23 protein-coding genes are annotated in these 26129 nt (G+C 68.5%); 12 read left to right on the forward strand and 11 right to left on the reverse strand.

The genetic code is table 11. The features are described 5' to 3' along the window. Nucleotides 1-103: 103 nt before the first annotated feature. Nucleotides 104-1576 carry a hypothetical protein gene (locus ACQE3C_RS01210; RefSeq protein ID WP_434537371.1) on the forward strand — a complete coding sequence of 491 codons (1473 nt, stop codon included), beginning with the start codon at nucleotides 104-106 and terminating at the stop codon, nucleotides 1574-1576. On the opposite strand, the gene ACQE3C_RS01215 is transcribed toward ACQE3C_RS01210, so the two are convergent. From ACQE3C_RS01215 to ACQE3C_RS01230, 4 genes are read right to left on the reverse strand one after another with little or no spacing between them, the layout of a single operon-like run. Next, nucleotides 1542-6272: an NAD-glutamate dehydrogenase gene (locus ACQE3C_RS01215; RefSeq protein ID WP_434537372.1), complete on the reverse strand. Its 4731-nt coding sequence runs from the start codon at nucleotides 6270-6272 to the stop codon at nucleotides 1542-1544. The genes ACQE3C_RS01210 and ACQE3C_RS01215 overlap by 35 nt on opposite strands. 60 nt (nucleotides 6273-6332) lie before the next feature. Further along, a complete protein-coding gene (locus ACQE3C_RS01220) occupies nucleotides 6333-7268 on the reverse strand; it encodes a DUF808 domain-containing protein (RefSeq protein ID WP_434537373.1) in 936 nt (311 codons plus the stop codon). Between the two features lie 59 nt (nucleotides 7269-7327). Then, nucleotides 7328-8131, reverse strand: coding sequence for an O-antigen ligase family protein (locus ACQE3C_RS01225; RefSeq protein ID WP_434537374.1), 804 nt, complete (start codon nucleotides 8129-8131; stop codon nucleotides 7328-7330). Between the two features lie 45 nt (nucleotides 8132-8176). Further along, on the reverse strand, nucleotides 8177-8650 hold the full coding sequence (locus ACQE3C_RS01230) for a hypothetical protein (protein WP_434537375.1): 474 nt from the start codon (nucleotides 8648-8650) through the stop codon (nucleotides 8177-8179). Nucleotides 8651-8756: 106 nt separating this feature from the next. On the opposite strand from ACQE3C_RS01230, the gene ACQE3C_RS01235 reads away from it, so the two are divergent. Both ACQE3C_RS01235 and ACQE3C_RS01240 read left to right on the forward strand, forming a co-directional pair. Next, nucleotides 8757-11288, forward strand: a complete 2532-nt coding sequence (locus tag ACQE3C_RS01235; RefSeq protein ID WP_434537376.1) for a circularly permuted type 2 ATP-grasp protein — start codon at nucleotides 8757-8759, stop codon at nucleotides 11286-11288. A gap of 8 nt (nucleotides 11289-11296) precedes the next feature. Further along, a complete protein-coding gene (locus ACQE3C_RS01240) occupies nucleotides 11297-12223 on the forward strand; it encodes a transglutaminase family protein (protein ID WP_434537377.1) in 927 nt (308 codons plus the stop codon). On the opposite strand, the gene ACQE3C_RS01245 is transcribed toward ACQE3C_RS01240, so the two are convergent. Continuing rightward, on the reverse strand, nucleotides 12210-13019 hold the full coding sequence (locus ACQE3C_RS01245) for a transglutaminase-like domain-containing protein (protein WP_434537378.1): 810 nt from the start codon (nucleotides 13017-13019) through the stop codon (nucleotides 12210-12212). The two genes, ACQE3C_RS01240 and ACQE3C_RS01245, sit on opposite strands and share 14 nt — an antisense overlap. Before the next feature lie 72 nt (nucleotides 13020-13091). Here ACQE3C_RS01245 and ACQE3C_RS01250 point away from each other — a divergent pair, with 72 nt between their 5' ends. From ACQE3C_RS01250 to ACQE3C_RS01280, 7 genes are all read left to right on the forward strand, one after another. Beyond that, a complete protein-coding gene (locus tag ACQE3C_RS01250) occupies nucleotides 13092-14468 on the forward strand; it encodes a glucose-6-phosphate dehydrogenase (protein WP_434537379.1) in 1377 nt (458 codons plus the stop codon). 20 nt (nucleotides 14469-14488) lie between these two features. Further along, entirely contained in the window at nucleotides 14489-14899 is a 411-nt protein-coding gene (locus ACQE3C_RS01255; protein ID WP_434537380.1) for a hypothetical protein, read from the forward strand. Between the two features lie 108 nt (nucleotides 14900-15007). Beyond that, nucleotides 15008-15928: a PAC2 family protein gene (locus ACQE3C_RS01260; protein ID WP_434537381.1), complete on the forward strand. Its 921-nt coding sequence runs from the start codon at nucleotides 15008-15010 to the stop codon at nucleotides 15926-15928. Nucleotides 15929-15969: 41 nt separating this feature from the next. After that, a complete protein-coding gene (locus ACQE3C_RS01265) occupies nucleotides 15970-16620 on the forward strand; it encodes a SatD family protein (RefSeq protein WP_434537382.1) in 651 nt (216 codons plus the stop codon). Next, nucleotides 16617-17000, forward strand: coding sequence for a hypothetical protein (locus ACQE3C_RS01270; RefSeq protein WP_434537383.1), 384 nt, complete (start codon nucleotides 16617-16619; stop codon nucleotides 16998-17000). Before ACQE3C_RS01265 ends, ACQE3C_RS01270 begins: the two co-directional genes overlap by 4 nt. Next, nucleotides 16997-17656: an HD domain-containing protein gene (locus ACQE3C_RS01275; protein ID WP_434537384.1), complete on the forward strand. Its 660-nt coding sequence runs from the start codon at nucleotides 16997-16999 to the stop codon at nucleotides 17654-17656. Before ACQE3C_RS01270 ends, ACQE3C_RS01275 begins: the two co-directional genes overlap by 4 nt. Beyond that, on the forward strand, nucleotides 17653-18360 hold the full coding sequence (locus ACQE3C_RS01280) for a rhomboid family intramembrane serine protease (RefSeq protein ID WP_434537385.1): 708 nt from the start codon (nucleotides 17653-17655) through the stop codon (nucleotides 18358-18360). Before ACQE3C_RS01275 ends, ACQE3C_RS01280 begins: the two co-directional genes overlap by 4 nt. Here ACQE3C_RS01280 and ACQE3C_RS01285 read toward each other — a convergent pair whose 3' ends face one another. Then, nucleotides 18361-18642: a DUF2277 domain-containing protein gene (locus ACQE3C_RS01285; RefSeq protein WP_434537386.1), complete on the reverse strand. Its 282-nt coding sequence runs from the start codon at nucleotides 18640-18642 to the stop codon at nucleotides 18361-18363. A gap of 45 nt (nucleotides 18643-18687) precedes the next feature. Beyond that, complete coding sequence (locus ACQE3C_RS01290; RefSeq protein WP_434537387.1) at nucleotides 18688-19179, reverse strand: DUF456 domain-containing protein; 492 nt, start codon at nucleotides 19177-19179, stop codon at nucleotides 18688-18690. 114 nt (nucleotides 19180-19293) lie between these two features. Here ACQE3C_RS01290 and ACQE3C_RS01295 point away from each other — a divergent pair, with 114 nt between their 5' ends. Further along, nucleotides 19294-20169 carry an HpcH/HpaI aldolase/citrate lyase family protein gene (locus ACQE3C_RS01295; RefSeq protein ID WP_434537388.1) on the forward strand — a complete coding sequence of 292 codons (876 nt, stop codon included), beginning with the start codon at nucleotides 19294-19296 and terminating at the stop codon, nucleotides 20167-20169. 5 nt (nucleotides 20170-20174) lie between these two features. Here ACQE3C_RS01295 and ACQE3C_RS01300 read toward each other — a convergent pair whose 3' ends face one another. The 3 genes from ACQE3C_RS01300 to ACQE3C_RS01310 are packed head-to-tail and all read right to left on the reverse strand — an operon-like array spanning nucleotide 20175 to nucleotide 23296. Further along, nucleotides 20175-22226 (reverse strand): M3 family metallopeptidase, encoded by a 2052-nt coding sequence (locus tag ACQE3C_RS01300; RefSeq protein ID WP_434537389.1) that lies wholly within the window; start codon nucleotides 22224-22226, stop codon nucleotides 20175-20177. 20 nt (nucleotides 22227-22246) lie between these two features. Beyond that, nucleotides 22247-22870 carry an L-threonylcarbamoyladenylate synthase gene (locus ACQE3C_RS01305; RefSeq protein WP_434537390.1) on the reverse strand — a complete coding sequence of 208 codons (624 nt, stop codon included), beginning with the start codon at nucleotides 22868-22870 and terminating at the stop codon, nucleotides 22247-22249. 15 nt (nucleotides 22871-22885) lie between these two features. Then, nucleotides 22886-23296, reverse strand: coding sequence for a pilus assembly protein TadG-related protein (locus tag ACQE3C_RS01310; protein ID WP_434537391.1), 411 nt, complete (start codon nucleotides 23294-23296; stop codon nucleotides 22886-22888). A gap of 116 nt (nucleotides 23297-23412) precedes the next feature. Between ACQE3C_RS01310 and ACQE3C_RS01315 the strand changes: the two genes are divergently transcribed. After that, entirely contained in the window at nucleotides 23413-24636 is a 1224-nt protein-coding gene (locus tag ACQE3C_RS01315; protein ID WP_434537392.1) for a pyrophosphate--fructose-6-phosphate 1-phosphotransferase, read from the forward strand. A gap of 86 nt (nucleotides 24637-24722) precedes the next feature. Here ACQE3C_RS01315 and ACQE3C_RS01320 read toward each other — a convergent pair whose 3' ends face one another. Next, nucleotides 24723-25913 carry a DUF2207 domain-containing protein gene (locus tag ACQE3C_RS01320; protein ID WP_434537393.1) on the reverse strand — a complete coding sequence of 397 codons (1191 nt, stop codon included), beginning with the start codon at nucleotides 25911-25913 and terminating at the stop codon, nucleotides 24723-24725. Nucleotides 25914-26129 lie beyond the last annotated feature (216 nt).

Raw genomic sequence — 26129 nt, forward strand, 5'->3', positions numbered from 1 at the left:
GGTTGCTGGGCCTTGGAACCCGTTCACGACTTCGAGAGAATAGAACAACCGATCGAATCAATGGGGTTCGGTCAGCTCTCAGGACAAGGGGCGGGTGATCCGGATGGGATTCAACCCCGAGGCGGCCAGGCAGGCGCTGGCTGACCTGCAGTCGGCTCAGCGAGCGAAATGGCGCGCCGAGGCCGAGGAGCTCCGGCTTCTGACGGTCTATGCCGACCACTGCGCGACGCTGCCTGCTGACAACGCGGTGCCTGACACCCCGGAGGTGCCGGGCGCCGAACAACTGGTCGCCTACGGCGATGACGGCACGCCCCTGGTGGCCGAGTTCGCGTCCCTCGAGGCGGCGGCAGTCCTGAAACAACGTGAGGAACAGGTCCGCCTCGACATCGGACAGGCGCTCTCACTGCGCCACCGACTCCCCCTGCTCTGGAGCCTCACCCTCGACGGGCAGGTGCGGGTCTGGCAGGCCCGCCAACTGGTCCAGCTGGTCACCGACCTCACCGCGGAGCAGGCCGGCGAGTGGGACCCATGGTTGGTCGAACTGGTCACCACCATGACCTTCACCCGGGTGCGCCGCCTCGTCAAGGCCCGGGTGATGGCACTGCTCCCCGAGGCCCATGACCAGGCCCATGACTACGCCAGGGCGGCCCGGCGGGTCGACTTCAACGACTACCAGGGCGACGCCACCCACCTGGGCACCACCTATGTCACCGCGGTCCTCGACACTGTCGACGCCCGCTTCCTGAAGGCGCAGGTCGACCGGATCGCCGGCATCCTGCACACCAGCGGGTCCACCGCACCCATCGACCAGCGCCGCGCCATGGCACTCGGGGTGCTCGCCTCCCCCGCGCGGGCCCTGCAGCTGCTGCAGGCCGATGCCACCCACGAACTGCCCGAACTGGTGGCCGAACAGGACCTCGAGGCGGACTGTCCTGCCAGGGGGCAGCGGGGCCACGTGTGCGGCACCATCACCACCGACCCCGCCAAGCTGCTGCCGAGGGCAGACCTCTTGGTCCACCTCACCGCAGAGACCCTGCAGACCCGCGACGGGCTGGTCCGCATCGAAGGTGTCGGCCCCGTCCTCGCCGGCTGGGTCACCGACTGGCTCGGACACACCCGCGTGTCGGTGCGGCCGGTCCTGCACCCCGACCGCCTGGTCCCCACCGACAACTACGAGTGCCCGCCGTCCATGCGGGAATGGGTGCGGCTGCGCAACCCCTACGACGCCTTCCCGTACTCCACCCGGCGTGCCGGGCGCCGCGGCATGGACCTCGACCACACGATTCCTTGGCATCCCCGCAGTCAAGGACCAGACCAGGAGCCGCTGACCCGGCCCGACAATCTCGGGTACCTCTCCCGCAAGGCCCACCGCGCCAAGACCCACGCCGGCTGGCAGCTGAGCCAACCGACGCCGGGAACCTTCCTGTGGCGCTCACCACTCGGCTTCGGCTACCTGGTCACGCCCAGCCACACCTGGCTGGTCGAGGACCCCACGGGGCAGGTCCTGCCACCCCAGCAGCAGCCGCCACCACGGTTGCCACTCAACGATGCAGATCGCGCAGTGCTCGCAGGCTGACCGAGACGGGGGCGAGACCAGCATGTTCAACCTGCAGCGCCCCGTGGATGGTGGCAAGGGCGGCATCGATCGCCTCCTGGTGGCGTGCCCACCAGCTGTCCACCTCCCCACCGGAATCGAGCACGCTGCCGACCAGGTGGCCGAGCGCCAGGTGGGCATCCAGCACGCTGGAGGTGCGCGCCATGGCGTCCCAGCGACCTTCGTGCCCGAGGCCCTCGATGGCATCGAGCAGGTCACCCACCCTCAGCCGGTGCTGCAGTTCGAACCAGATCTGCAGCACCCGGGTGACCTCGAGGTCGTGGCGTTCGGCCAGGTCGACCGCGTCCAGCACCACGTACGACGCGTTCAGCCCGGCCGCGTGCTGGGCCAGGTCCTCCGGCACATTCCAGCCGAGGTACTGCTGCACCTCCGCCGCGTACTCCGCGGCCAGCCGGCCCCGCAGCAATCCGGGGATGCTGTCGCGCAGCGCTGTCGCGTGGCCCCGGTAACGCTCGACCTGGCTGGTGATGTCGCCGGTGTTGCCCTGCATCAGGGTGCGCCGCACCGCCCCGTCCATCAACCGTCGGAAGGCCAGGTAGAGCTCGGCCTGGGCATTGGTCGGGGCGATGTTGTCCAGTGCCTCCACGCGCTCCATGTACTCGTTCAACCCGAAGATCTCACGGCAGGCGATGAATGCCCCGACCACCTCCTGGGTGCAGGCCCTGGTTTCCTCCATGGCCCGGAAGACGAACGACACCCCGCCGCGGTTGAACACGCTGTTGGCCACCGCATTGGCCACGATCTCGCGGCGCAGCGGGTGCTGGTCGATCTGCTCGGCGAACCGCTCCTGCAGGAGCTGCGGGAAGTAGTCGACCAGGACATGGGCGAACCACGGGTCGTCCAGCAACTGGGTGTCCAGCAGGTGCTGCTTGACCTCGATCTTCGTCCACGCCATCACCACGGCGAACTCCGGCGACGTCAAGCCCTTGCCCAGCGTCGCCTGCCGTTCGGCCAGTGCCTCGTTGCCGGGCAACGACTCCAGGCCGCGGTCCATGCCGACCGTGGACTCCAGTGCCGACATCAGCCGCTGGTGCGGCCCGATCATCTGGGCATCCTGGGTGCGGGCATTGCCGACCAGCACGTTCTGCTCATAGTTCGTGCGCAGCACCAGTTGGGCCACCTCGTCGACCATCTCGGCCAGCAGCTGGTCGCGCTGCTTGGTGGTCAGGTCACCGGAGGCCACGGCATGGTCGAGCACGATCTTGATGTTGACCTCGTGGTCAGAGGTGTCCACCCCGGCCGAGTTGTCGATCGCGTCGGTGTTGACCCCGATGCCGGCCAGGGCAGCCTCGACCCGCGCCCGTTGGGTCAGGCCCAGGTTGCCGCCCTCGCCGATCACCCGCACCCGCAGGGTGTTCGCATCGACCCGCACGGCATCGTTGCCGCGGTCGCCGACCTGGTCGTGGCGCTCCTGCGATCCCTTCACCCAGGTGCCGATGCCGCCGTTCCAGAACAGGTCGACCGGCGCCTGCAGGATGGCGCTGACCAGTTCAGGTGGGGTCAGCTGGGTGGCCGTGATGCCGAGTGCCTGCTGCATCGCCTCGCTGACCTCGATCGCCTTCGCATCCCGAGGCCACACCCCTCCCCCAGTACTGATCAGGGCAGGGTCGTAGTCCGCCCACGACGAGCGCGGCAACCCGGCCAGCCGTTGGCGTTCCACGTACGAGACCGCCGCGTCCGGGTCGGGGTCGACGAAGATGTGGCGGTGGTCGAAGGCCGCGACCAGGCGGATGTGGTTCGACTGCAGCATGCCGTTGCCGAACACGTCCCCGGACATGTCACCGATGCCCACCACCGTGAAGTCCTCGGACTGGGTGTCCAGCCCCCGTTCCCGGAAGTGCCGCTTCACCGACTCCCACGCCCCGCGGGCCGTGATCCCCATCCCCTTGTGGTCGAAGCCCTTCGACCCACCCGAGGCGAACGCATCACCCAACCAGAACCCCTGCCGCACCGCGATCGCGTTGGCCAGGTCAGAGAAGCTCGCCGTGCCCTTGTCAGCCGCGACGACCAGGTAGGGGTCGTCCCCGTCATGGCGCACCACCCGCTCCGGCGGCACGACCTCACCACCGACCCGGTTGTCGGTCACCGACAACATGGCCGTGATGAACTGCTCGTAGGCCCGCTTGCCCTCGGCCAGCCAACCCTCACGGTCGGCTCCCGGCGCCGGCGCACGCTTGGCGAAGAACCCACCCTTCGCGCCCGCCGGGACGATCACCGCGTTCTTGACCACCTGGGCCTTGACCAGTCCGAGCACCTCGGTGCGGAAGTCCTCCCGACGGTCCGACCAGCGCAACCCGCCGCGGGCCACGGCACCGAACCTCAGGTGCACGCCCTCGACGTGCGGCCCGTGCACCCAGATCTCCCGCAACGGCTTCGGGTCCGGCGCATGGCTCAGGTCCCGGGTGGCGATCTTCAGCGCCAACGCCGGCCCCGGACGACCCTGCTCATCGCGCTGGTAGTAGTTCGTGCGCAGCACGGCACTGATCACGTCACTGCACCCGGCCAGAATGGTCTCTTGGTCCAGCGATGGCACCGCTTCGACCAGCGCAGCCAACTCGCGGCGTACCTCGGCCACCGCAGCCTCCCGGTCGTCCCCATTGGTGAACCGGTCGGGGTCGAGCCGCAACTCGAACAGCTCAACCAGCAGCCGGGCGGTGCGGGGGTTGGAGTGCAGCACCTGCTGGACCAGGGCCGTGGAGTAGTTCATGCCCAACTGGCGCAGGTAGCCCACCACGGTCCGCAGGATCACCACCTGGCGGGCACTCAGCCCGGCGCCCAGTACCAGCGACTGCAGCGGGTCGCAATCCACCTCGCCCAACCACGCCGCCCGGACCGCCTGCTGGAACCGTTCAGCGGCGCCGTCCTCGGCCCACCACCGCTCATCGGCGAGCAGGCCCAGGTCGAGCAGGAACTGCGTCGCTCCCCCCGTGGGGGTCACCTCGTGCGGGTGCTCATCGGTGACGGTCACCCCCAGGTCGTTGAACAGCGGCAGCAACTCGGACAGGCTCGCTGGTTGCGGCAGGTACAGCTTGAGCCTACGGACCCCGGCGGGGGCACCGGCCGGGTGGTACAGCGTCAGCCGCAGGGGTTCGTCGCGCAACGCGTCGAGCTGGGAGGCATCCCAGGCACCGATCCTGGCGCTGGCATGGTCGCGGTAGCTCGACCCGAAGGCCCCCATGTACCGCGAGGCCAGTTCGTCGCCCAGGTCCTCCCCGAACTCCTCGACCAAGGCCACTTGGAACTCCTCGTCCCAGTCGCGGCCGATCTCGTCGACCAGCCGCTCCAAGGCTTCCCGGTCGATCCGCCCGACACTCTGCCCCGGCGCCATCCGCACGGTGAAGTGCAACGCCGCCAGGGGCGAGTTCGACACCTGCGTCTGGTACTCGACCGAGTCCCCACCGACGGCATCGACCAGGAGCTGGGTGATCTGCAGTCGTGAACGGGTCGAATAGCGGTCCCGGGGCAGGTAGACGATGAAGGTGGCGTAGCGCTGGAAGGGTTCGACGTCGACGAACAGCCGCGCTTGTGGGTGCGAGCCGAGTTCGCGGATCTGCAGCGCGGTCTGGGTCAGGTCGTCCGCGTCGGCGTGGAACAACTCCTGGCGGGGGTAGCCGTCGATCACCTGCATCAGTTCCCGGCCGGCGTGCGAGTCGCGCTGCACATCCAGGTTTGCCAGCACGTCAGCGGCCAGTTGGCGCAGCTGGGGAATGCGGGCGGTCGACCCGGTGTACAGGGTGTTGGCCAAGGCCCCCACGAAGCGTTCCTCGGCCACCACCCGTCCGCCGGGACCGTGCACCTTGATCGCGATGATGTCATTGTGGCGCCCGCGCAGCAGGCTCGACTTGTGGGCGCCCTTGGTGACCAACACCTCCCGCCCCTCCCAGGCCAGGCGTCGTGCCGGAGTGTCCAATGGCAGGTCGGCCGCATCGAGCAGTCGCCTGGCCAGGCCGAGCCGGGTGCTCTTGACGGCCTTCACGTCATCGCCGTGCACCGAGTACCGCACGCTGCCCAGGAAGGTGAACTCGTCCTCGGTGAGGAACCGCAGCAGGTCGGCCTGTTCCCGGTCGGAGACGTGGTTGGCCGCCTCCCACATGCGCGCCGACATCTCGCCCCAGTCGTCCACCGCGGTCCGCACGTCCTGCAGCACCCGGTGGATCGCCGCCTCCAACGCGGCGCCGGCCCCGGGCTCGTGCAGGCGCGGAATGTGGACGTGGATCCAGGACTCGTCGTCATGGTCCTCGATGTCATGGCCGGGTCGCGGCATCACATGCATCAGCCGACCCTGGGCGTCACGCACCACGTCGAAAATCGGGTGGAACAGGTCGATGACGCGGTGGCCCATCGCCTCCAGCGCCCCACGGATCGAGTCGACCAGGTAGGGCCGGTCCTCGGTGACGGTCTCGATCACGCTCGCGCCGACGGCCCAGCCGTCCCGGGCCACGGTCGGGGTGAACACCCGGACGAGGTCCTGGCCGGGTTTGCGTTGCAGCGCCAGGTCCCGGTGGCCCAGGGCGATCCCGAACAGGTCTTCGGGACGATGCCGGACCAGGCGGTCGGTCGGCACCAGTTGGTAGTAGCCCGCCAGGAAATCCTCGTTGATCTCCCCGTGGGACCGGATTGCCCGGTGGATGGCATCGCGTTCGGTGCCGTTGATCATGGCCCGCTGGACCATCCTTTCGCGCGTCGTTGCGCGTTGAGCGGCTGTGCTCAGCCCAGCCTAGTGCTCCGCGAGCTGCGGGTCATGCGGGTCCTTGCGCTTGAAGGGCAGGAAGTGCAGGACCAGCACGATCAGCCCACCGACCAGCAGGCCGACCAGGGCCGAGTACACAGTGTCGACCAGCCAGGCCAGGAAACCGCCGATGCCCGGCACGTGGTGCGCCGGGTCGGCCAGCAGGTGGGCCAGGTCATAGGGCCCCGACCAACCCAGGGTGTTGAGCCCGCTGACCAGGATGTGCCCGCCGACCCACAGCATCGCCAGCATGCCGACGAAGGACAACACGTTGAGCAGGGTGGGCATGCCGTTGACCAGCAGGCGCCCGAACCGTTCGGTGTTCGGCTTCTTGGTCATGTGCAGGCCGATGTCGTCCATCTTCACGATCAACGCCACCACGCCGTAGACCAGGGCAGTGATCGCGATGGCCACCACCAAAAGCGTGACCAGCTTCAGCCCGATGCCCAGCTCGCCGTCGATCGAGTCGTTGATGGTGTTCAGCGAGATCACCAGGATCTCGGCCGAGAGGATGAAGTCGGTGGTGATGGCGCTCTTGACCATCACCTTCTCGTGTTCCGGGCCGGCATCGACGACCGCCGTCTTGTCCTCGTGCTTGCCGTGCCCACTGATGAGTTCGTAGACCTTCTCGGCACCCTCGTAGACCAGGTAGAGGCCACCGAGCATCAGCAGCGGGGTCAGCACCCAGGGCAGCAGGGTGTCGAGCAGCATCAGCAGCGCCACCAGGATGGCCTTGTTGACCAGCGACCCCTTGGTGATCCGCCAGATGATCGGCAGTTCCCGCTTCGGGCTGAAACCGTCGACGTACTGCGGGGTCACAGCAGCATCGTCGACCACCACCGCGACCGACTTCTTGCCGGCGACGGCGGTCATCTTGGCAATCACTGCCACGTCGTCGAGCAGGGCGGCTAGACCACCGGCCACGGGAGTACCTCCGTCAGGAAGGGAGCATCAGAGCAGCACAGAAGTGCGGATGAAAACTATCACCCATGAGTGGCTGGCGCCGAGCGTGGAACCAGCGCCGTGCGGGCCAAGGTGCCCGCCACCATCGCCACCAGCGTCGCCAGGTGGACGGCCGTCAGCGGCTGGCGCAGCCACGTGCTGTTCGACAGCGAGATCACCGGCACGCTCATCAGCATGATCGAGGTCATCGACAGCCACACCCGCGCCGACGACCAGCGTGAGGCGAAGTCGCCCACCCCGAACGCGGCGTCCCGGCGTCGACGCCGCCGGCCCAGCACCAGACAGGCCGCAGCACCACCCGCCAGCACCAGCAGGAAGACCACCAGGGTGACCAGGCCGTACTCGGTCATCACCTCCAGCATTCCCCAGTGGGCGTTGGGCATGAACCAGATGTTGACCGGGTTGTCCGGGTCGAGGTTGCGCACCCCGTACCCTCCGGGCCCCACCCCGATCCAGTTGCTCTCGCGCAGCATGTGCCAGCCCGACTTCATCAGCTGGACCCGCAGCCAACTGCTGCGCGGCGCCTCATCGACCTGGTCCCACACCGCATAGACCTGCGCCCACAGCGCCACGGCCGGGCCGAACCCTTCACGCACCGCCACCCAGAACGCGGCCAGCGCCCCAGCCAGGGTTGCTCGTCCGAGCCACGACCGCATCAGCAGCAGCGCGACCGTCATCACCACCACCAGCATCGCGGCGCGTCCGTCGGTCATCACCAACTGCTGGCACCACACCACCAGCAGCAACACCATGACGAGCTTCACCCACTGCTGCCGGAACGCGAACATGACGAAGATGGTCAGCGGGATCAGCACGGCCAGCATGTAGGCGTACAGGTTCGGGTTGTCGAAGAAGGCGCTGATGATGCGCTAGGCGTCCGCCGCGCGACCATAGGCGGCCCCGGGCAGGTTCACCGACAGGTGCCGGCCGGTCACGCTCTCCCAGACCCCCACCCCCGCACAGGCCAACCCCGCCACGAACCAGCCGGCAATCAACCCCACCAGGATCACCCGGCGCCGTCCCACCACCGACAGTGCGACCATCAACAACACCATGAAGCCCACGTGGCCGAAGTTGACCAGGTCGGTCGACTCGGGGAACCGGAACGTGGCGATCACCCCGAACACCGCGAAGCACACCCCGATCGCCAGGGTGCCCAGGAACATCGGTGAGGTCCGCAGCCGCGGCCCACGGACGAGACGGACGACCCCGTCCAGCACCAACAGCAGGGTCAGCAGCCGCAGGGGGGACGCCAGGCCGCTGGGCAGGTACAGCGACAGGGTGGCCAGCAGCGGCAACAGGGAAACGCAGACCAGCTCACCGGTTTCGAGCACCCTGCGCACGGCGTGAACTCTACGCAGTACGGGTCGTTGTTCTCACCGGTGTTCGGCGTTCGGCTATCGTCAGGACGACACCGCTGCCCGGACCAGGCGACCAGGAGGAACGCGGATGAGCGCTGAAGGGCTCGACTGGACCTCGTCCGCGTTGGCACCCTATGCGGACCTGACCCATGCCAACCCCGATGCGGCTGCCTACGACGAGGTGGTCGGCGCCGACGGCGTCCGCCCCGCCCAGCAGGTCATTTCTGCGGCCGTCGAGGGCCTCGGGCTGTCGGGCCTGCTGGCTGCCAGGGCAGAAGCACGCCGCCTGGTCATCGAGGACGGTGTCCACTACGGCGGCACCCTGCACCCCCGGCGATGGACGCTCGACCCGATCCCGGTGGTCATTGACAGCCAGGACTGGGCACGCCTCGAGGCGGGCCTGACGCAGCGGTTGGTGGTGCTCAACGCGCTGCTTGCCGACCTGTACGGCGAACAACGGCTGCTGCACTCCGGGGTGCTGCCGGCCGAACTGGTCCTGGGCCACGAGGGGTTCCTGCACCAGGCTCACGGCATCGAGGTCTTCGGCAACCACCACCTCAGCCTGGTCGGCACCGACCTGGCCCGCGGAGCCGACGGCAACTGGGTGGCCCTGTCGGACCGCACGGCCGCCCCGTCCGGGGCCGGCTACGCGATGGTCAACCGCCGGATCACCTCACGGGTGATGGCCGACCTCCACCGGGCCACCCGACTGCGTCGGCTGCGCAGCTTCTTCACCGCCGTGCGCAACTCCCTGCTGGCCGCCGCACCCCCCGGCACCGAACACCCCCGTGGGGCGCTGCTGTGGTCCGGCTCGGCCTCCGAGACGGCCTACGAGCAGGGGTTCCTGGCCACGCTGCTCGGCTACTCCTTGGTGGAGGCCGACGACCTGACCATCAGCGATGCGACCCTGTGGATCCGTGACGGTGAACGCCGCTCACGCGTCGACGTGCTGCTGCGCCGGGTCGACTCGGCCTTCTGCGACCCCCTCGAATGGCGCTCCGACTCCCAGCTGGGGGTCGCCGGGATGCTCGAGGCGTCCCGCCAGGGCAGGCTCACCATCGCCAACCGGCTTGGCTCAGGGGTGCTCGAGAACGCCGGCCTCAACGCCTACCTGCCGGCCATCAGCCGCGCCCTGCTCGGTGAAGACCTGCAATTGGCCTGCGCTCCCACCTGGTGGTGCGGCGACCCGGTGCAGCGCAGCCATGTGCTGGCCCACCTCGACCAGCTCGTCGTCAAGCCCATCCACCGCCAGCGGCAGGTCCCTTCGCGGCCCGGCTGGATGCTGTCGGCCGCCGAGCGTGACGACCTCGTCCGCCGGATCGAGGCCAACCCCGCGGCCTGGGTGGGCCAGGACCCGGTGCTCGCCTCCACCACGCCCCTGGTGACCGGGACCGGGTTGGTGCCCCGGCGGATGCTGCTGCGCACCTTCGGTGCAGCCAGCGGCGACGGCTACACGATGATGCCCGGTGGGCTCGCGCGGGTGGCCGGCGAGACCGACCCCTGGCAGATCTCCAGCGGCACCGGCGCGGCCTCCAAGGACGTCTGGGTGCTTGACTCGGAGGAGTCGGTGCCGCACACCCTCACCCTGCCCACCCCCCAGGAACGCACCCTGTGGGTCGAGGGCAGCGACCCGAAGCCACCGCCCCCGCGCGTGGCCGACAACCTGTTCTGGTACGGGCGCTACGGCGAACGCGTCGACTCGACCGCCCGGCTGCTGGCCCAGGCACTCGACCTGTCCGAGGACTACGGCAACCGGGCCGGTTCGACCGGCCACCAGGTGCTGCAGCTGGTCCGCGACGCCGTCTCGACCCTGACCGCGCTGCCGCCCGACGTCGAGGGCCCTGCCGCCTCGTCGCGGCAGCTGCTGCGCCGGGCAGCCACTGACCCGCAGCTGGTCGGCAGCCTCGCCCACGACATCCGCGGCCTCGTCCGCGCTGCCCATGAGGTGCCCGACATCCTCTCCAGTGGTGTCTGGCCGCTGCTGAGCCGACTCGAACATGCCATGGACACCCCCGGTGATGACCTGGAACTCGACGAGATCACCGGCGCCACCATGGGCCTGGCCGGTTTCAACACCGAATCGATGGTGCGTGACCCCGGCTGGGGTTTCATCGACGCCGGCGTACGGGTCGAGCGGGCCACCAACGCGCTGTGGCTGCTCGCCGAAGTCTTCGACACCGACGTGCCGATGTCGGTCGAGGACCAGGCCGGTGAGGCAGTGATGGCGATCTGTGAGTCGCTGATCACCCACCACCGGCGCACCTCGGCCGGTGTGGCGCCCCAACGCCCCCTGCACTCGGCGATGGCGCTGCTGGTGCTCGACCCGAGCAACCCGCGCTCGGTCTCCTTCCAGGTGCGCCAGCTGGCCGCCGACCTGGTCCTGGTGCAGGACGAGCAACTCGCCGGGCAGGCCGAAGCGCTGCTCACCACCCTGGGGTCGCACTCGGGCACCCTGCTCACAGAGGGTCGCAGCCAGATCGTGGCCGTCCTGCGGGAACTGGAACGTGACATCCGCGGCCTGTCCCAGCAGATCACCCGGCAGCACTTCACCAGGCCCGCCCCGCGGGTGTTCCGCCAGACCTCCTGGCTCACCCCGGCCACCCCGCGACTGCGCCCGTAGGACCCACCATGACCATGCAACAGCTCGACGAGCACCTGGTGCCGCGCCGCTACCGCGTCGTCCACCGCACCACCTACGACTACAGCCAGGACGTCACCGGGTGTTACGAGCGCGGGGTGCTCGCCCCCCGCGACACGCCCTCGCAGCGGGTGGTCCACAGCAGCTGGACGGTCAGCCCGCCCGCGACCGCCGAGTTCAGCCACGTCGACTACTTCGGCAACGAGTCGCACTACCTGGAGGTGTCCACCCCCCACCAGCACCTCGAGGTGGTCAAGGATGCGCTGGTTGACGTGGCCTGGCCGGCGATCAGCATGGACCACCTCAACCAGTGGACCGTGGAGCAGGCCGCCGACGCGCTGCGGGCACGCACCGACCTGGCGGTTGAGCGCAGCCTCCACACGATGGCCTCGGCGAAGGTGGAGGTCACCGCACCGGTGGTCGAGTACGCCCGCACGCACGTGCGCCCCCACCAGGGCCTCGGGGATGCGCTGGAGGCACTCACCCTGGGCATCTTCAAGGACTTCGCCTACCGTCCCGGGGTGACGACCACCCGCACGACCCTGACTGAGCTCCTCGAGCTGCGACAGGGGGTTTGCCAGGACTTCGCCCACCTGGCCATCGGCTGCCTGCGGCTGTTCGACCTTCCGGTCCGCTACGTCAGCGGCTACCTGGAGACCTCTCCCCCGCCCGGCCAGCCAAAGCTGGCCGGGTCGGACGCCACCCATGCGTGGGCCTCGGTGCTGGCGCCCGACGGCACCTGGGTGGACATCGATCCGACCAATGCCCACTTCGCCGACTCGCGGTACGTGGTCAGCGCGTGGGGCCGCGACTTCGCCGACGTGTCCCCCCTGAAGGGGGTCATCTTCACCGAAGCGGACAAGTCGTCGCTCAGCGTGGGCGTGGACGTAATCCGCGAGGACGTCAGCCCAGGCTGACCGGGACGACGGCGTCGTCGGTGGGCAGGTCCCCCTCGACGATGGCGGTCACGCTCATCCGGTCGAGAGTGGTGAGCCCCGACATCGTGGTCATGAACGCCGTGTCGGAGGCGTCCCGGCCGGTGGCGATACGCACCATCGTCTGGCGCGGCGCCAGGCCGGTGGCATCGACCAGGTGCCAGCCGCCGTCGAAGTAGACCTCGGCGACCGCGTGGAAGTCCATCGGCTTCAGGCCCGGGGCGTAGACCGAGACCAGCCTCGCCGGGATGTTCATCGCCCGGCAGAAGGTGATCACCAGGTGGGCCATGTCACGACAGACTCCCTTGCGGGACAGGTAGGTCTCCAGGGCGCCGTCGACGACGCGGCTGCTGCCGGGGGTGTAGCTGATCTTCTGGTTGACCCAGTTGCGGATGGCCTGCACCAGGTCGGCGCGGGGCACCTGGTGGAAGTGGGTCCAGGCCACCTGCCCGAGCCGGTCTGAGTCGCAGTAGCGCGAGGGACGCCCGTAGATGATCTCCTGGTCCTCACCCTCGACCATGCCGAGCGACGGGGAGTCGACCAGTGCGGAGTAGGACACCCGCAGCTTGCCGGCCGGGAGCTTGCTCACCCGGTGCAGCCGGGTGCCGGAGTTGGTGCTGATCTCGTGGAAGTCGATCGGCTGACCGTCCAGGTGCATGGTCAGCACCTCTTCAGCGGGGGTGTAGGTGGCGGCAACTGCCACGGAAAAGACGATGTCGGCGGGCTGGGAAATGGTGACGTCCAACTGGGACGTGAGACGGCGCGGGGGCAAGTTCACCGGCACACTGTAGCCCGCCGGGCATAGGGTGGTCACGCCGCCGTCGAAAGGGTTTCCATGGCACCGGACACCGTGAGTCGTACCACCTCCACCCTGGTCATCCTGGGGGCCTCGGGAGACCTGACCCATCGCCTCCTGTTGCCCGGTCTGGGCACCCTGCTGGAGGAACGCCAGCACCACGACATCCGCCTGGTGGGGGCCGCTGCCGACGAGATGACCCAGCAGGAGTGGCGCGACCTCGTCCGCAAGGGGCTCACCGAGGGTGAGTGCCACCGCGACCGGCTCGAGGCCGTGGTGGCGGCGACCACCTACCGGCAACTGGACGCCACCGACCAGGCCGCCCTGCAGCAACTGCTGGCCGACCTCACCGAACCCGGACGACCGATCGTGCTGTACTTCGCCCTGCCCCCGGCCATCAGCCAACGCGCCTGCGAGGCGCTCGCCGGGCTGGACCTGCCCGACGACCTGCGGCTGGCCATCGAGAAGCCCTTCGGGTCTGACCTGGAATCGGCCGAACAGTTCAACCGACTGCTGACCAGCCTGGTGCCCGAGGAACGGGTCTTCCGGGTCGACCACTACCTCGGCAAGGCCACCGTGCTGAACCTGATCGGGTTGCGCTTCGCCAACCGGCTGTTCGAGCCGACCTGGAATGCCGGCAACATCGAGCGGGTCGAAATCATCGCCGACGAGTCCCTGGCCCTGGAAGGACGCGCCGGCTACTACGACGGCGCCGGGGCGCTGAAAGACATGCTGCAGAGCCACCTGCTTCTGGTGATGGCGCTGGTGGCGATGGAGGAACCGGCCGCCATCGACCAGGTCGAACTGCGTGACCTGATGGCCCACACCTTGCGCGCCACCCACCTGTGGGGCGAGGACCCGGTCGCGTCGTCGCGCCGGGCGCGTTATGTCGCCGGCACCGTCGGTGAGCGGGAGATCCCCTCCTACGTGGACGAACCGGGGGTGGACCCCGACCGCAGGACCGAGACCCTGGCCGAGGTCACCCTGGAGGTGCGCAATGCCCGCTGGACCGGGGTGCCGTTCCGGTTGCGGTCGGGCAAGGCACTCGGTGACGGGTTCCGGGGCATCATCATTGCCTACCGCCCGATCGCGCATCCCGTCGGCGGTTTCCACAACACCCCCAACCCGAACGTGCTGGCGATCGGCATCGCACCGGAGACCCTGGCGGTGCAGATCACCACGAACGCCTCCGGTGACCGGTGGGACCTCGAGGACACCGTGCTGCACAGCGAGCTCGGTGAGTCGCCCGTGCGCCCCTACGGGGAAATCCTGGACCTGATCCTGGAGGGTGACCCGCTGCTCAGCGTCCGCGGGGACCTGGCCGAGCAGTGCTGGCGCATCCTGGGCCCGGTCCTGGACGCCTGGCACGACGACCTGGTCCCACTGGACGAGTACCGGGCCGGGTCGAGCGGGCCCGAGCACTGGCGCTGAGGGGCCCTAGACTCGACGCCATGTCGATGCAGCACCAAGGTTCCCCCGATGCCCCACTCACCGGGGAGATCCTCCTCACCATCGAGGGCACCCGGCTCACCAGCAACCTGGTGCCGCCGCGGGTGAGCATTGACACCACCGAGCACGAGACCATCTACGGCACCAACGGCTTCGACGTCCCTGCCGGGCGGCACAGGGTGCGGGTGTGGTCGCCGTGGATGTCGACCGCGGGGGAAGCCGAGACCACCGTCGAGGTGCCACCCGGTGGCGCGGTGGCGCTGTTCTACTCGGCCCCCGGGTTCCCGGGAGCGCCCGGTCGGCTCGGGCCCGAGCCCCACCGACGGGCCGGGGCCGGGCTGGTCACCGCGATGCTGGTCATCATGGTGGTGCTGGTCATCGCCGCACTGGTCGCCACGGCGCTGCTGGGCTGACCGGACTGACTAGAATGGCCAGTGACAAGGTGCTCCGCGAGTCCGTTGGGAATTTTCCGGGGCACACTGCTGTTCGCCCTGAAGGACCCGATTGCCCGCAGGAGGTGCATGATGATCGATCCCGAAGCCCTGTTCCACACCGAGGACCATGTGGACCTGCGCGCCGTGCGTGCCCGCACTCTGCTGGTGACGCTGACGTCCTTCGTTGATGCCGGCCAGGCACAGCAGCTGATTGACCGTCACCTGCTCGATGTGTTCGCCCACCACAAGCTGGGCTCCTTCGACGTGGACGAGTTGATCGACTACCGCGGCCAGCGCCCGGTGCTGATCTTCGATGCCGACAAGTTCGTCGAGTACCAGCAGCCCTCGATGGAACTACACCACATGGTCGACGAGTCGTCGGTGCCATTCCTGCTGCTGCGGGGTGTCGAGCCCGACCTGCGCTGGGAGAAGCTGATCCGTTCCATCCACTGGGTGATCGGCCAGACCAGCGTTGAGCGGGTGGTGATCGTCGGGGCCATTCCGATGCCCGTGCCGCACACCCGCCCGGTGACCCTGACCAAGCACGCCAGCAAGCCCGACCTGATCCCCGGCAACCAGCCGCTGTTCTCCCGGATGGCCACCGGTGGCGCGTTCCCGAGTCTGCTGGAGTTCCGCCTCGGTGAGGCGGGGGTCGATGTGATCGGGCTGACCGCCCACGTGCCGCACTACCTCGCCCAGAGCGAGTTCCCCGATGCCGCCATCGCGCTGATCAACGCCTTCAGCCAGGCCACCGGTCACACCATCGCGACCACTGACCTGGCCATCCGCGCCGGCATCACCCGGGCTGCGATCGCCAACGAGGTCGAGAACTCCGAAGAGGCGAGCGGGCTGGTGCACGCGCTCGAGGAGCAGTTCGACTCCTTCACCGAGCAGGTGGCAGCCACTCCCCCGCTGACCGCCAGTCACGAGGACCTGCCGACCGGTGATGACATCGCCGCTGAAGCCGAGGCCTTCCTGCGTGCCCAGCGTGACGAGGGCCTCGAGTAGCCCACCTTGAGATGTTCAGGCTCACCCCTTAAAATCAAGGCATGAAGCCTGAATCCTTCACTTGTGGGGATGAAGGGTGGTGGGCGGTGGTGAACATCGACCAGCGCCGCAGTCGGCACTCCCCCGACCTGGTGCCGTCCCTGCTCGAGTCGCTGGCTGACCTGGCGGTCGCCCTGCCCGCGGAACGGACGGTCGGCGACGAGGTCCAGGTGCTGACCCGGACGTCGGCCACGCTCACCGACATCCTGGAGGTCACCGCCCGCAGCGACGACTGGCGGGTCGGCATCGGTTTCGGCCCGGTCGAAACACCCCTGCCACCCTCGGTGCGGCAGGCCCGTGGGCCCGCCTTCGTGGCAGCGCGGGAAGCCGTCGAGGCTGCGCACTCGTCCCCCTCGAACCTGGCCATGCGGGCTCCCGACGATGTCGGTGCCGCCGACTACGCTGGGAACCGGGTTGCCAGTGCCGGCACCATCGCCGGCCTGCTGCACCATGTGTGGAGTCGCCGGACGCGAGAGGGGTGGGACGTGGTCGACCAACTGCGCGAGCACGGCACCGGACGAGCCGCCGCCGAGGCGATGGGTATCTCACCCTCAGCGGTCTCGCAGCGCCTGCGCACGGCCGGTTGGCAACCCGCCGAGCAGGGCCGCGAGCTGCTGCGGCAGGTTTTCGACGACATCCTGCAGGCGCCATGAACAGGTGGACGCACTTCGCGGTGGACAGCGGCATCTCCGTCGCCCTCGGCGCGATCGTGGTGCTGTTCGGCGTACGGGTGACCGAGCGCCTGCTGCGCTTCGCCAGCGACGACACCACCCAGGACCAGGCCGCACAGAAGCTGAAGGGCGGTGCCTGGATCGGCGCTCTGGAGCGACTGGCCACCTACGTCTGCGTCGTTGCGCACTTCCTGCCCGGCCTGGCCATCATCATGGCCGTGAAGGGCCTTGCCCGCTACCCCGAACTGCGCGCCAAGGACGCCGACGTGGCCGAACGCTTCATCATCGGCACCTTCATCAGTGTGCTGCTGGCCGCCGGGGCCGGGGCGCTGGCCCTGTGGCTGACGGGACTGACCCGATGAAGCCCGCAGGCTTCGCTGAAGCCCTGGTGGGACTGGGCGCTGACCAAGGTGACGACCGGCTCCTGGCGGTGGGCCGTGACCTTTGGCAACGCTGGCACGAACCCCATCGTGACTACCACGGCGTCAGCCACCTGCGCTCCGGCCTGGCGGCGCTGAGCACACTCGGGGCCGGCCCGCTCGAGGTGGTCGCCTGGTGGTTCCACGACGCCGTCCACCACAACGACCCGCCGTGGGACGAGCAGAGTTCGGCGGCCCTCGCCCGGGAACTGCTGGCCGGTCTGCTGCCGGACGAGACCGTCACCCAGGTCGCCAGGCTCGTCCTGCTCACCATCAACCATGACCCCGCCGCCGACGATGCGGCCGGGCAGCGCCTCTGCGATGCCGACCTGGTGTTGATCGCCGCCGAACCGCGCGATTACCGGGCCGGCGTGGCCGCGTTGCGCACCGAACGCCCGCAGCTGTCGCAGCCCGAATGGGATGCACTGCGCATCGCCCAGACCGGGATGCTGCTCAACCGGGCCCAGTTGTTCCACACCGACCACGGGCGCCTCCACTGGGAGCAGCCTGCCCGCCGCAACCTGACCGACGAGCGCCGCATGCTCTTCAGTCCCGCCGCCCGCCGGGCGGCAGCCAACCCTGAGGAAACCAGCAGATGACCCAACCTCCACCGCCCGGGCAGCCGGGGGCACCGACCCAGCAGGTGTACTACATCGAGCGCAAGAAGCCGACCTACCCGGTGATGTGGACGCTGCTGGCGATCAACATCGTGTTCTACCTCGCCATGGCGGTGGTCCCGGGGTTCTTCGAAGCGGTGGTGCTCAGCTACAGCCTGGCCAAGGTCGAGCCCTGGCGGCTGATCACCTCGGCCTTCGTCCACTTCGGCATCCTGCACCTGGTGTTGAACATGGTGGCGCTGTACTTCCTGGGCCGGCCGCTGGAACAGGTGTTCGGCCGGGTGAAGTTCCTGGTGCTCTACCTGGCCTCAGCGCTGGGCGGCAGCGCACTGTTCCTGGTCTTCGCCCAACCCCTGGCGAACCCCTACCAGGAGACCATCGCCGGTGGCGCGTCCGGGGCCATCTTCGGCCTGTTCGGGTCGCTGCTGGTGCTGCAGTTGTACAAGGTCATCCAGGCCGGCAGCCTGCTGCCGATCCTGGGACTGAACCTGGTCATGTCGTTCCTGGTGCCCGGCATCGGGTGGCAGGCGCACATCGGTGGCCTGATCATCGGCATCGGGGTGACCTGGGCCTACATGCGCGGCGTCAAGCGTGAGACCAGCTCGACGATGATGTGGGTCGAGGTCGGCGCGATCGTTGCCCTGGTGGTGGCCACGATCATCGCCCGCTACACGGTGCTGGCGTAGCTACCCGAGCTTGGCATAGCGGCCCGACTTCTCGGCCCGCGCCCGCGCCTTGGCGGCCTCGACCTCACGGTCCTTGGCGGGCGCCGCGGTGGTCAGGTCGGCCAGCAGGTGTTCGGTGATGTGGGCGATCTCGTCCACGGCGCGGTCGAAGGCCTCCTGGTTGGCCTGTGACGGTTTGGTGAAGCCGGAGACCTTGCGCACGTACTGGAGTGCGGCTGCGTGGACCTCCTCGTGGGTGACCTCGGGCTCGAAGTTGAACAGCGGACGAATGTTGCGGCACATGGCTGGCTCCCCCTGGTTTGGTGGTGGGTGGTGAGTGGTGGGTGTTCAGATGAGGGTCATGAACACCGAGATGCCCAGACCGGTGACCGCGAGCAGGGCCAGGGCCAGCTCGATGAGCATGCCCAGGCCGACCGATTTGAGCGCCGTCCACGATGTCGACAGGCCCTGCTTCAGGTCGCGGACGCGGACCAGTTCACAGACCAGCAGGGTGACCACGAACCCGACCAGCAGGCCGAAGCCGGGCAGCACGAAGCTGCCGACCACCCCGCCGATCAGGGCGACGATGACCGGCCATTGCGGGATCTGCTTCTTGTCGAGGTTGCGTTTGGTGAGCACTGCGCTGGCAGTCATCCCGGCCAGCACCAGCGCCCCGCCGATGATGGCGAAGACCACCGCCTGGGTCGAACCGCCCCAGATCCCCCACACCAGCAGCCCCGCCAGGATGGTGATCGAGCCGGGCAGCACGGGCACGATGATGCCGACCACACCGATCAGGGCGAGGACGAAGGCGAGCAGGCCGGCGAGCAGTGGCGTCATGTCTCCCATGGTAGGTGAGCAATCTCACCGCTCGGTCCAGCCCGGAAGCCGGTTTCGTGCCGACAGTGGTTCGGCGCTAGATTGGCCGGGTTCATCCCCCGAAAGGAAACACAGTTGTCTCCCAAGGTTGTAGTCGGTCCCGATCTGGCACGTTCGTGGCTGCTGGTCAATGCTTTCCAGCCCGATCGCTTCGAGAAGTCGGCCACCAGCGCCGCCGACGTGATGCTCCTCGACATCGAAGATGCGGTGGCCCCCGACAACAAGGCCCAGGCCCGCACCAACGTGGTGGAGTGGCTCGCTGCCGGAAACAAGGGATGGGCCCGGATCAACGGCTTCGGCACCCCCTGGTGGGCCGAGGACTGCCGTGAACTCGGCAAGCAGGAGGGCCTCGAGGGCGTCATGCTGGCGATGGTCGAGTCGCACGAGCACATCGAACGCACCGCTGCCCTGCTGCCCGGGGTGAAGATCGTCGCGCTGGTCGAAACCGCCCGCGGCGTCGAGAACCTGACCAGCATCGCCCGCACCAAGGGTCTCTACCGGCTGGCCTTCGGGCTGGGCGACTACCGTCGCGACACCGGCTTCGACGACTCCCCCACCGTGCTGGCCTACACCCGCAGCCAGTTCACGATCGCCTCCCGCTCGGCCGGGCTGCCCGGCCCCATCGACGGCCCCGCCGTGGGTGCGGTCGGCGTGGCGCTGGCCGATGCGGCCGGTGTCACCAGCCAGTTCGGGATGACCGGCAAGATCTGCCTGATGCCCGAGCAGTGCCCCACCGTCAACGAGATCCTGTCCCCCTCACTGGGTGACATGTCCTGGGCGCTGGACTTCCTCACCGAGTTCCAGAACGAGGGCGGCACCATCCGCAACGGCTCCGACCTGCCCCGCCTGGCCCGGGCCAAGAAGATCCTCGGCCTGGCCGAGAAATTCGGGCTCGACCTGCCGGTCGACTACCACGACTACCCGGCCCCGACCGACACCTACCACTCCTGACCCGGTCAGTCCTGGACGAGTCCCCGGCGTCGCAGCAGTGGCGTGATGTCGGGGCCCCGGCCCACCACGGCCTCGAAGGAGTCCATCGGCGGGCGTGAGTCGCCCCGCGACAGCAGCTCGCGGCGGAACGTCTCCCCCGCCCCCCGCGACAGGCCGCCGTTCTCCGTGAACCAGTTGACCGTGTCGGCGTCCAGGATCTCGGACCAGATGTAGGAGTAGTAAGCGCCGTCGTAGCTGTTGCCGAAGGCGTGGGCGAAGTAGGCCGGGCGGTACCGCGGGGCGACATAGGGGTTTGCCAGGCCGACCCGCTCGAGCGCGGCCGCCGTGAAGGTGTCCAGGTCGCCCACCGACTCCTCAGGTGACAGGCTGTGCAGTTCCTGGTCGAGCAGGGCCGCACCCAGGTACTCGGTGGTCTTGAAGCCCTCGTTGAAGCAGCCCAGCGCTGACCACTTGTCGACCAGGTCGGCCGGCAGCGGCTCACCGGTCTCGTGGTGCCGGGCATAGTTCAACAGCACCTCGGGCCAGGTCATCCACATCTCGTTGACCTGGCTGGGGTACTCCACGAAGTCCCGCGGCACCGCCGTGCCCGACTGTGTGGGCCAGTGCACCTGCGAGAACAGCCCGTGCAGCGCGTGGCCGAACTCGTGGAAGGCGGTGTTGACGTGGTCGACACTCAACAGCACTGGGGCACCCTGGCGGGGCTTGGGCAGGTTCAGGTTTTGGCAGACCACCGGCAGGGTGCCGCGCAGTCCCGACTGCTGGACCGGTGAGTTCATCCATGCCCCGCCCTGCTTCGTGTCGCGGGCGAAGGGGTCGTAGAGCAGCAGCCCCAGCTCGGAGCCGTCCTCGTTGTGCAGCTCGAAGACCATCACGTCGGGGTGGTAGCCGACCAGGTCGGTGCGTCGGGTGAAGGTGATGCCGTACAGCTTGGTCGCGGCGTGGAAGACACCGTCCTCCAGCACCCGGCGCAGTTCGAAGTAGGGCACCAGGTCGGCCGAGTCCAGCCCGAACCGCTCCTGCTGCAGCAGTTCGGTGTAGAACGACCAGTCCCAGGGGGCGAGTTCGAAGGTTGGCTCCCCGGCGGCGTGCTGGCGGGCGTTGATCAGTTCCTGCAGCGCCTCGGCCTCGCGGTACATGTTGGCCAGGGCCGCCGGCGCCAACGGGTAGATCCGCTCGCGGATGGTCTCGGGGTTGCCGACGGTCTGGTCGGCGGTGCGCACCGCGGTGTGGCTCGGGTAGCCGAGCAGGGCCGCGCGCCTGGCCCGCAGTTCCACCATCTCGACAACCAGTGCGGTGGTGTCGAACTCGTTGCCCCGGCTGCCGCGCTGGGCGGTGGCCTCGTAGATGCGTCGTCTGCTGGCGCGATTGGTCAGGCTCGCCAACCACGGGTGCATGGTGGTGTTGACCAGGGCGACCAAGTAGCCATCCAGGCCCTTGTCGCGGGCGGCATCGGCGCACAGGTCGAGCTGTTCGGTGGTAAGCCCGTCGAGTTCCTCGGCGGTGCTGAAGTGCACCGCCAGGTCATTGGTGTCGTTGAGCAGCCGCTCCTGGAACTGGGTGCGACGGGTCGCGAGTTCCGCGTTGATCGCGGCGAGTTGTTCGCGCGACTCATCGTCCAGTTCAGCACCGGCGAGCCGGGCCGAGGTGATGTAGCGCCGGGCCAGGTGCTGCGCGTCGGGGGCGAGCCCGGTCTGGTCACCGTTGGCGACCGCGGCGATCCGGCCGAACAATTGCTGGTTCATCCAGATGGCGTCGCTGTGGGCGGCGAGCTTGGGGGCCAGTTCGGTGGCCAGCGCCCGGATCTCCTCGGTGCCGTGGGCAGGCACGACGACATAGAACGCAGACAGGGCGCGTGAGAGGTCCTCGTCGGCCGACTCCAGTGCCCCGATGGTGTTGTCGAAACTCGGTTCCTCGGGATTGTCGGCGATCTGCTGCACGTTGGCCAGGTTGCGACGCATTCCCTCCTGGATCGCTTCGCGGTAATCGTCGACGCCCAAGTGGGCGAAATCGGGCAACTGGTAGGGCAGGCTGCTGGGGCCAAGCAGAGGATTCGGCATGCCGAACATGCTAGGGGGTACTACTCGGCAAACGGCTCCGGGTCGCCACCACCGAGGCGCTTGATGTCCGCCTCGTCGCCGGTGAGGTCGACCACGGTGGTGGCCACCGTGCCGCAGTCACCGGAGTCGAGCACGACATCGACCTGGTGGTCGAGGGTCTCCTTCACCGCCCAGCCGTCGGTCATCGGCTCGGTCTCCCCCGGCAGGATCAGCGTCGAGGAGACCAACGGCTCCCCCAATGCGTCCAGCAGCGCCAAGGTGGTGGTGTGGGTCGGCAGGCGCAGCCCGATCGACTTCTTCTTGTCGTGCTGCATCAATCGGGGCACCTCACGCGAGGCCTTCACGATGAAGGTGTAGTGCCCCGGCGTGTTGGCCTTCAGCGCCCGGAACACCCAGTTGTCCATGTCGACCCATTGGCCCACCTGCGAGAACTCGCTGATCATCAGGGTGAAGTGGTGGTGCTGGTCGAGCTGGCGGATGCTGCGGATGCGTTCCAGCCCGTCCTTGTTGTTCAGCACGCAACCCAGCGCGTAACCCGAGTCGGTGGGATAGGCGACCAGCCCACCGTCTTTGAGCACGGTGACGCACTGCTGCAGGGCGCGGGGCTGGGGGTTGTCCGGGTGGACGTCGAGGTAGCGTGCCATGGACCGACTCTATTCCTAGGAGTCGACCAGTTGGGCGGTGGCGCTGCCGCGGGCGGTCAAGGAGTTGATCCCGAGCAGCGACAGGAAGGTCGTCGGTGTGCTCGTCGAGGTCTCGACGGTGACGCGGCCACCGGTGATCGTGATCGTTCCGGGCATGCCGCGGGCATCGAGCACCCGCTGCGCCGCTGCCCGGGCACCGCCGGCAGCGGGACCACCCTGGATCGAGTCGCTGGCATGCGCCGAGACGGCCGCGCGGGCGGCTTCGGCAGCCACGGTCTCGGCACGGGAACGCGCCGCAGACTGGGCACCGCCGTCGACCACGAGGCCCACGGCGACCAGCAGCACCACCATGACGGTGGCGAACAGGGCGGTGACACTGGCGCCGCGTTCCGAACGGCGACGTGAGGGGAATGACTGGCGGGGCATGGTCCCAGTCTTGCCCACCGCGGGGCGATTTCGGGGTTGTCCACAGGGGCAGGATTCGCCGGTGCCCTAGGCTGGGGCGCGAACACTGAACCTCTTCGACCCAGAAAGGTTGCGCCATGGTCTCCAAGGTTGCCCTTCTCACTGCGGGCGGCTTCGCCCCGTGCCTGTCGTCCGCTGTTGGCGGTTTGATCCAGCGCTACACCGAGCTGTCCCCCGACACCGAGATCATCGCCTACAAGCACGGCTACCAGGGCCTCCTGCAGGGTGACTACTACACGGTCACCGACGAGGTCCGCCGCAACGCGGGGCTGCTGCACCTCTACGGTGGCTCCCCCATCGGCAACTCGCGGGTGAAGCTGACCAATGCCGCCGACCTGGTCAAGCGTGGGCTGGTGCAGGAGGGCGACGACCCGCTGAAGGTGGCCGCCGATCGCCTGGTCGCCGACGGGGTTGACGTGCTGCACACCATCGGTGGTGACGACACCAACACCACCGCCGCCGACCTGGCTGCCTACCTGGCCGAGAACGACTACGGCCTGACCGTGGTCGGCCTGCCCAAGACCATCGACAACGACGTCATCCCGATCCGCCAGTCGCTGGGTGCCTGGACGGCGGCCGAGCAGGGCTCGATCTTCGCCCAGAACATCGTCGGCGAGCACAACTCGGGGTCGCGGATGCTGATCATCCATGAGGTCATGGGACGCAACTGTGGCTGGCTGACCGCCGCCACCGCCGCCAAGTACCGCGAATGGGTCGAGGCCCAGCAGTGGCTGCCCGAGATCGGCCTGTCGAAGCAGGCCTGGGACGTGCATGCGGTCTACGTGCCCGAGGGCCACATCGACCTGGAGGCTGAGGCCAAGCGCCTGCGCACCGTGATGGACGAGGTCGGCAACGTCACCATCTTCCTGTCCGAGGGTGCCGGCCTCGAGTCGATCATCGCCGAGATGGAGAAGGCCGGTGAAGAGGTGCCGCGTGACCCCTTCGGCCACGTGAAGCTCGACAAGATCAACCCGGGCAAGTGGTTCGCCGACCAGTTCGCGGGCCTGCTGGGCGCCGAGAAGGTCATGGTGCAGAAGTCGGGCTACTTCAGCCGCTCTGCTGCCGCGAACCAGGCCGACCTCGACCTGATCAAGCAGTGCACCGATCTGGCCGTCGAGTGTGCCCTGGACGGTCGCGCCGGGGTCATCGGTGAGGACGAGGAGAACGGCAACGTGCTCACCAACATTGCCTTCGACCGGATCGCCGGCGGCAAGGCCTTCGACCTGACCACCGACTGGTACCTGCAGACCCTGGCCGCCATCGGCCAGGACGTGCCCCAGAAGGTCGACGTCCAGCACTGAGTTGTCTGCGGGGGTGGCCACGGGAGCAAGACCTGCCCCGTACTCACGACCCGTGGGGGTGCAGGGGGTCTTCCCCCGCAGACAGATCAGAAGTCGAAGTCAATCCCACTGATGAAGTCCCCGACGCCCTCGGCGAGCCCGGAGAATCCCTCCACGGCTCCGCCGAGGGCGTCGAGCACGTCCAGGTCCCCCACCATTTCGAGCATGCCCATGGTGCCGCCGACTCCGTCGAGCAGGTCGGCGACGACCATGCCCATGTAGAGGCCGTCGAACCAGTCCAGCGCCATCGGCACGTCGTAGCCCTCGAGCCGGGCCTTGGCGGCTACTTCACCGAAGACCTTGGCCCAGTGGTCGGCCACACCGAAGACGATCGCATAGGGCAGGTAGCGGCTGAAGATTTCGGCGGCTTCCTCGAACTTGATCTGGTCGGCCTCGGCGGTGGCCAGGTACTTCTTGAACCCGAGGGTCTGGATGTAGGCAGCGGTGCCCACCGCCGTGCGCGGCACACGACGCTTCACGGAGCGGTTGAACAGCCACCCGGCGCCCAGCACCACGACCGCCGACAGGATGGAAATCACCGAGAAGCCGCCGGCGAAGACCCACAGCAGCGCGAGCAGGGCGCTGGCGCCCATCAGCAGCGTGCCCAGGCAGCCGCCCGAGCTCGCCTGGGGGTGCTTCTTGTACCAGCCCATGGCCTGGACCGCCTCGTACAGGTCGGCCTGGGCACCGCGCATGGTGTCGGCGAAGCGGGCACCGAGCTGCGACATCCGCACGGTGTCGCCGTCACGGAACAGTTCGCGCAGCAGGCGCTGCTCGAACGGGTGCAGGGGCACGTCACCGCGGCGGGAGCCGCGGGGCAGCTTGGTGATCACCCAGTCCTTCGCCTGGTCGCGACGGGCGCTCTGGCGGCGGCCACGCGGGGCCGCGGGCAGCTCCTCCTCGTCCACCGAGGCGATCTTCACGTAGTCACGCACGGCCAGGTCGACGATGGTGGCGGTGACGTCGTGCATGTCGGCCTTGCTGTCCACCACGGTGCCGACCAGGCCGGGGGTGAGCCCGCGCGGCGGCTGGAACTGCACGGCCACCTCACCGGAGTATTCGCGCCCCGGTGAGACCCGCTTGATGTGGGGTTCCTGGCCGGGACCTGGCACCTGCCCGGGCACCACACCATCGAAGATCTGGTCCCTGCTGAACAGCCGGCTCAGGGCGTGGACACCGCCGGCGAGGGCCAGCAGCATGACGCTCATCACCAGGAGACCAAGATCGACACTGTCCATGAACCATTCCTCACCATCGGCCGCGACGTCGCTCGTGCGGTCCCGTCCAGCTTACCGACCCTCATTTCGCGGGCCCCCGGAGCCCGGATGGGGGCGTACAAGCACATCACCTTGACTAGTTGGAACGACCCCCCGCCGTAATCGTGGAAGACATGGTGGACTAGGTTTGTCAATGTCCAGAAGGGGCCCAGGATTGGGTCCCGCATCGACCGGCCG

Source organism: Aestuariimicrobium sp. Y1814, assembly GCF_050113895.1.
Classification (GTDB): domain Bacteria; phylum Actinomycetota; class Actinomycetes; order Propionibacteriales; family Propionibacteriaceae; genus Aestuariimicrobium.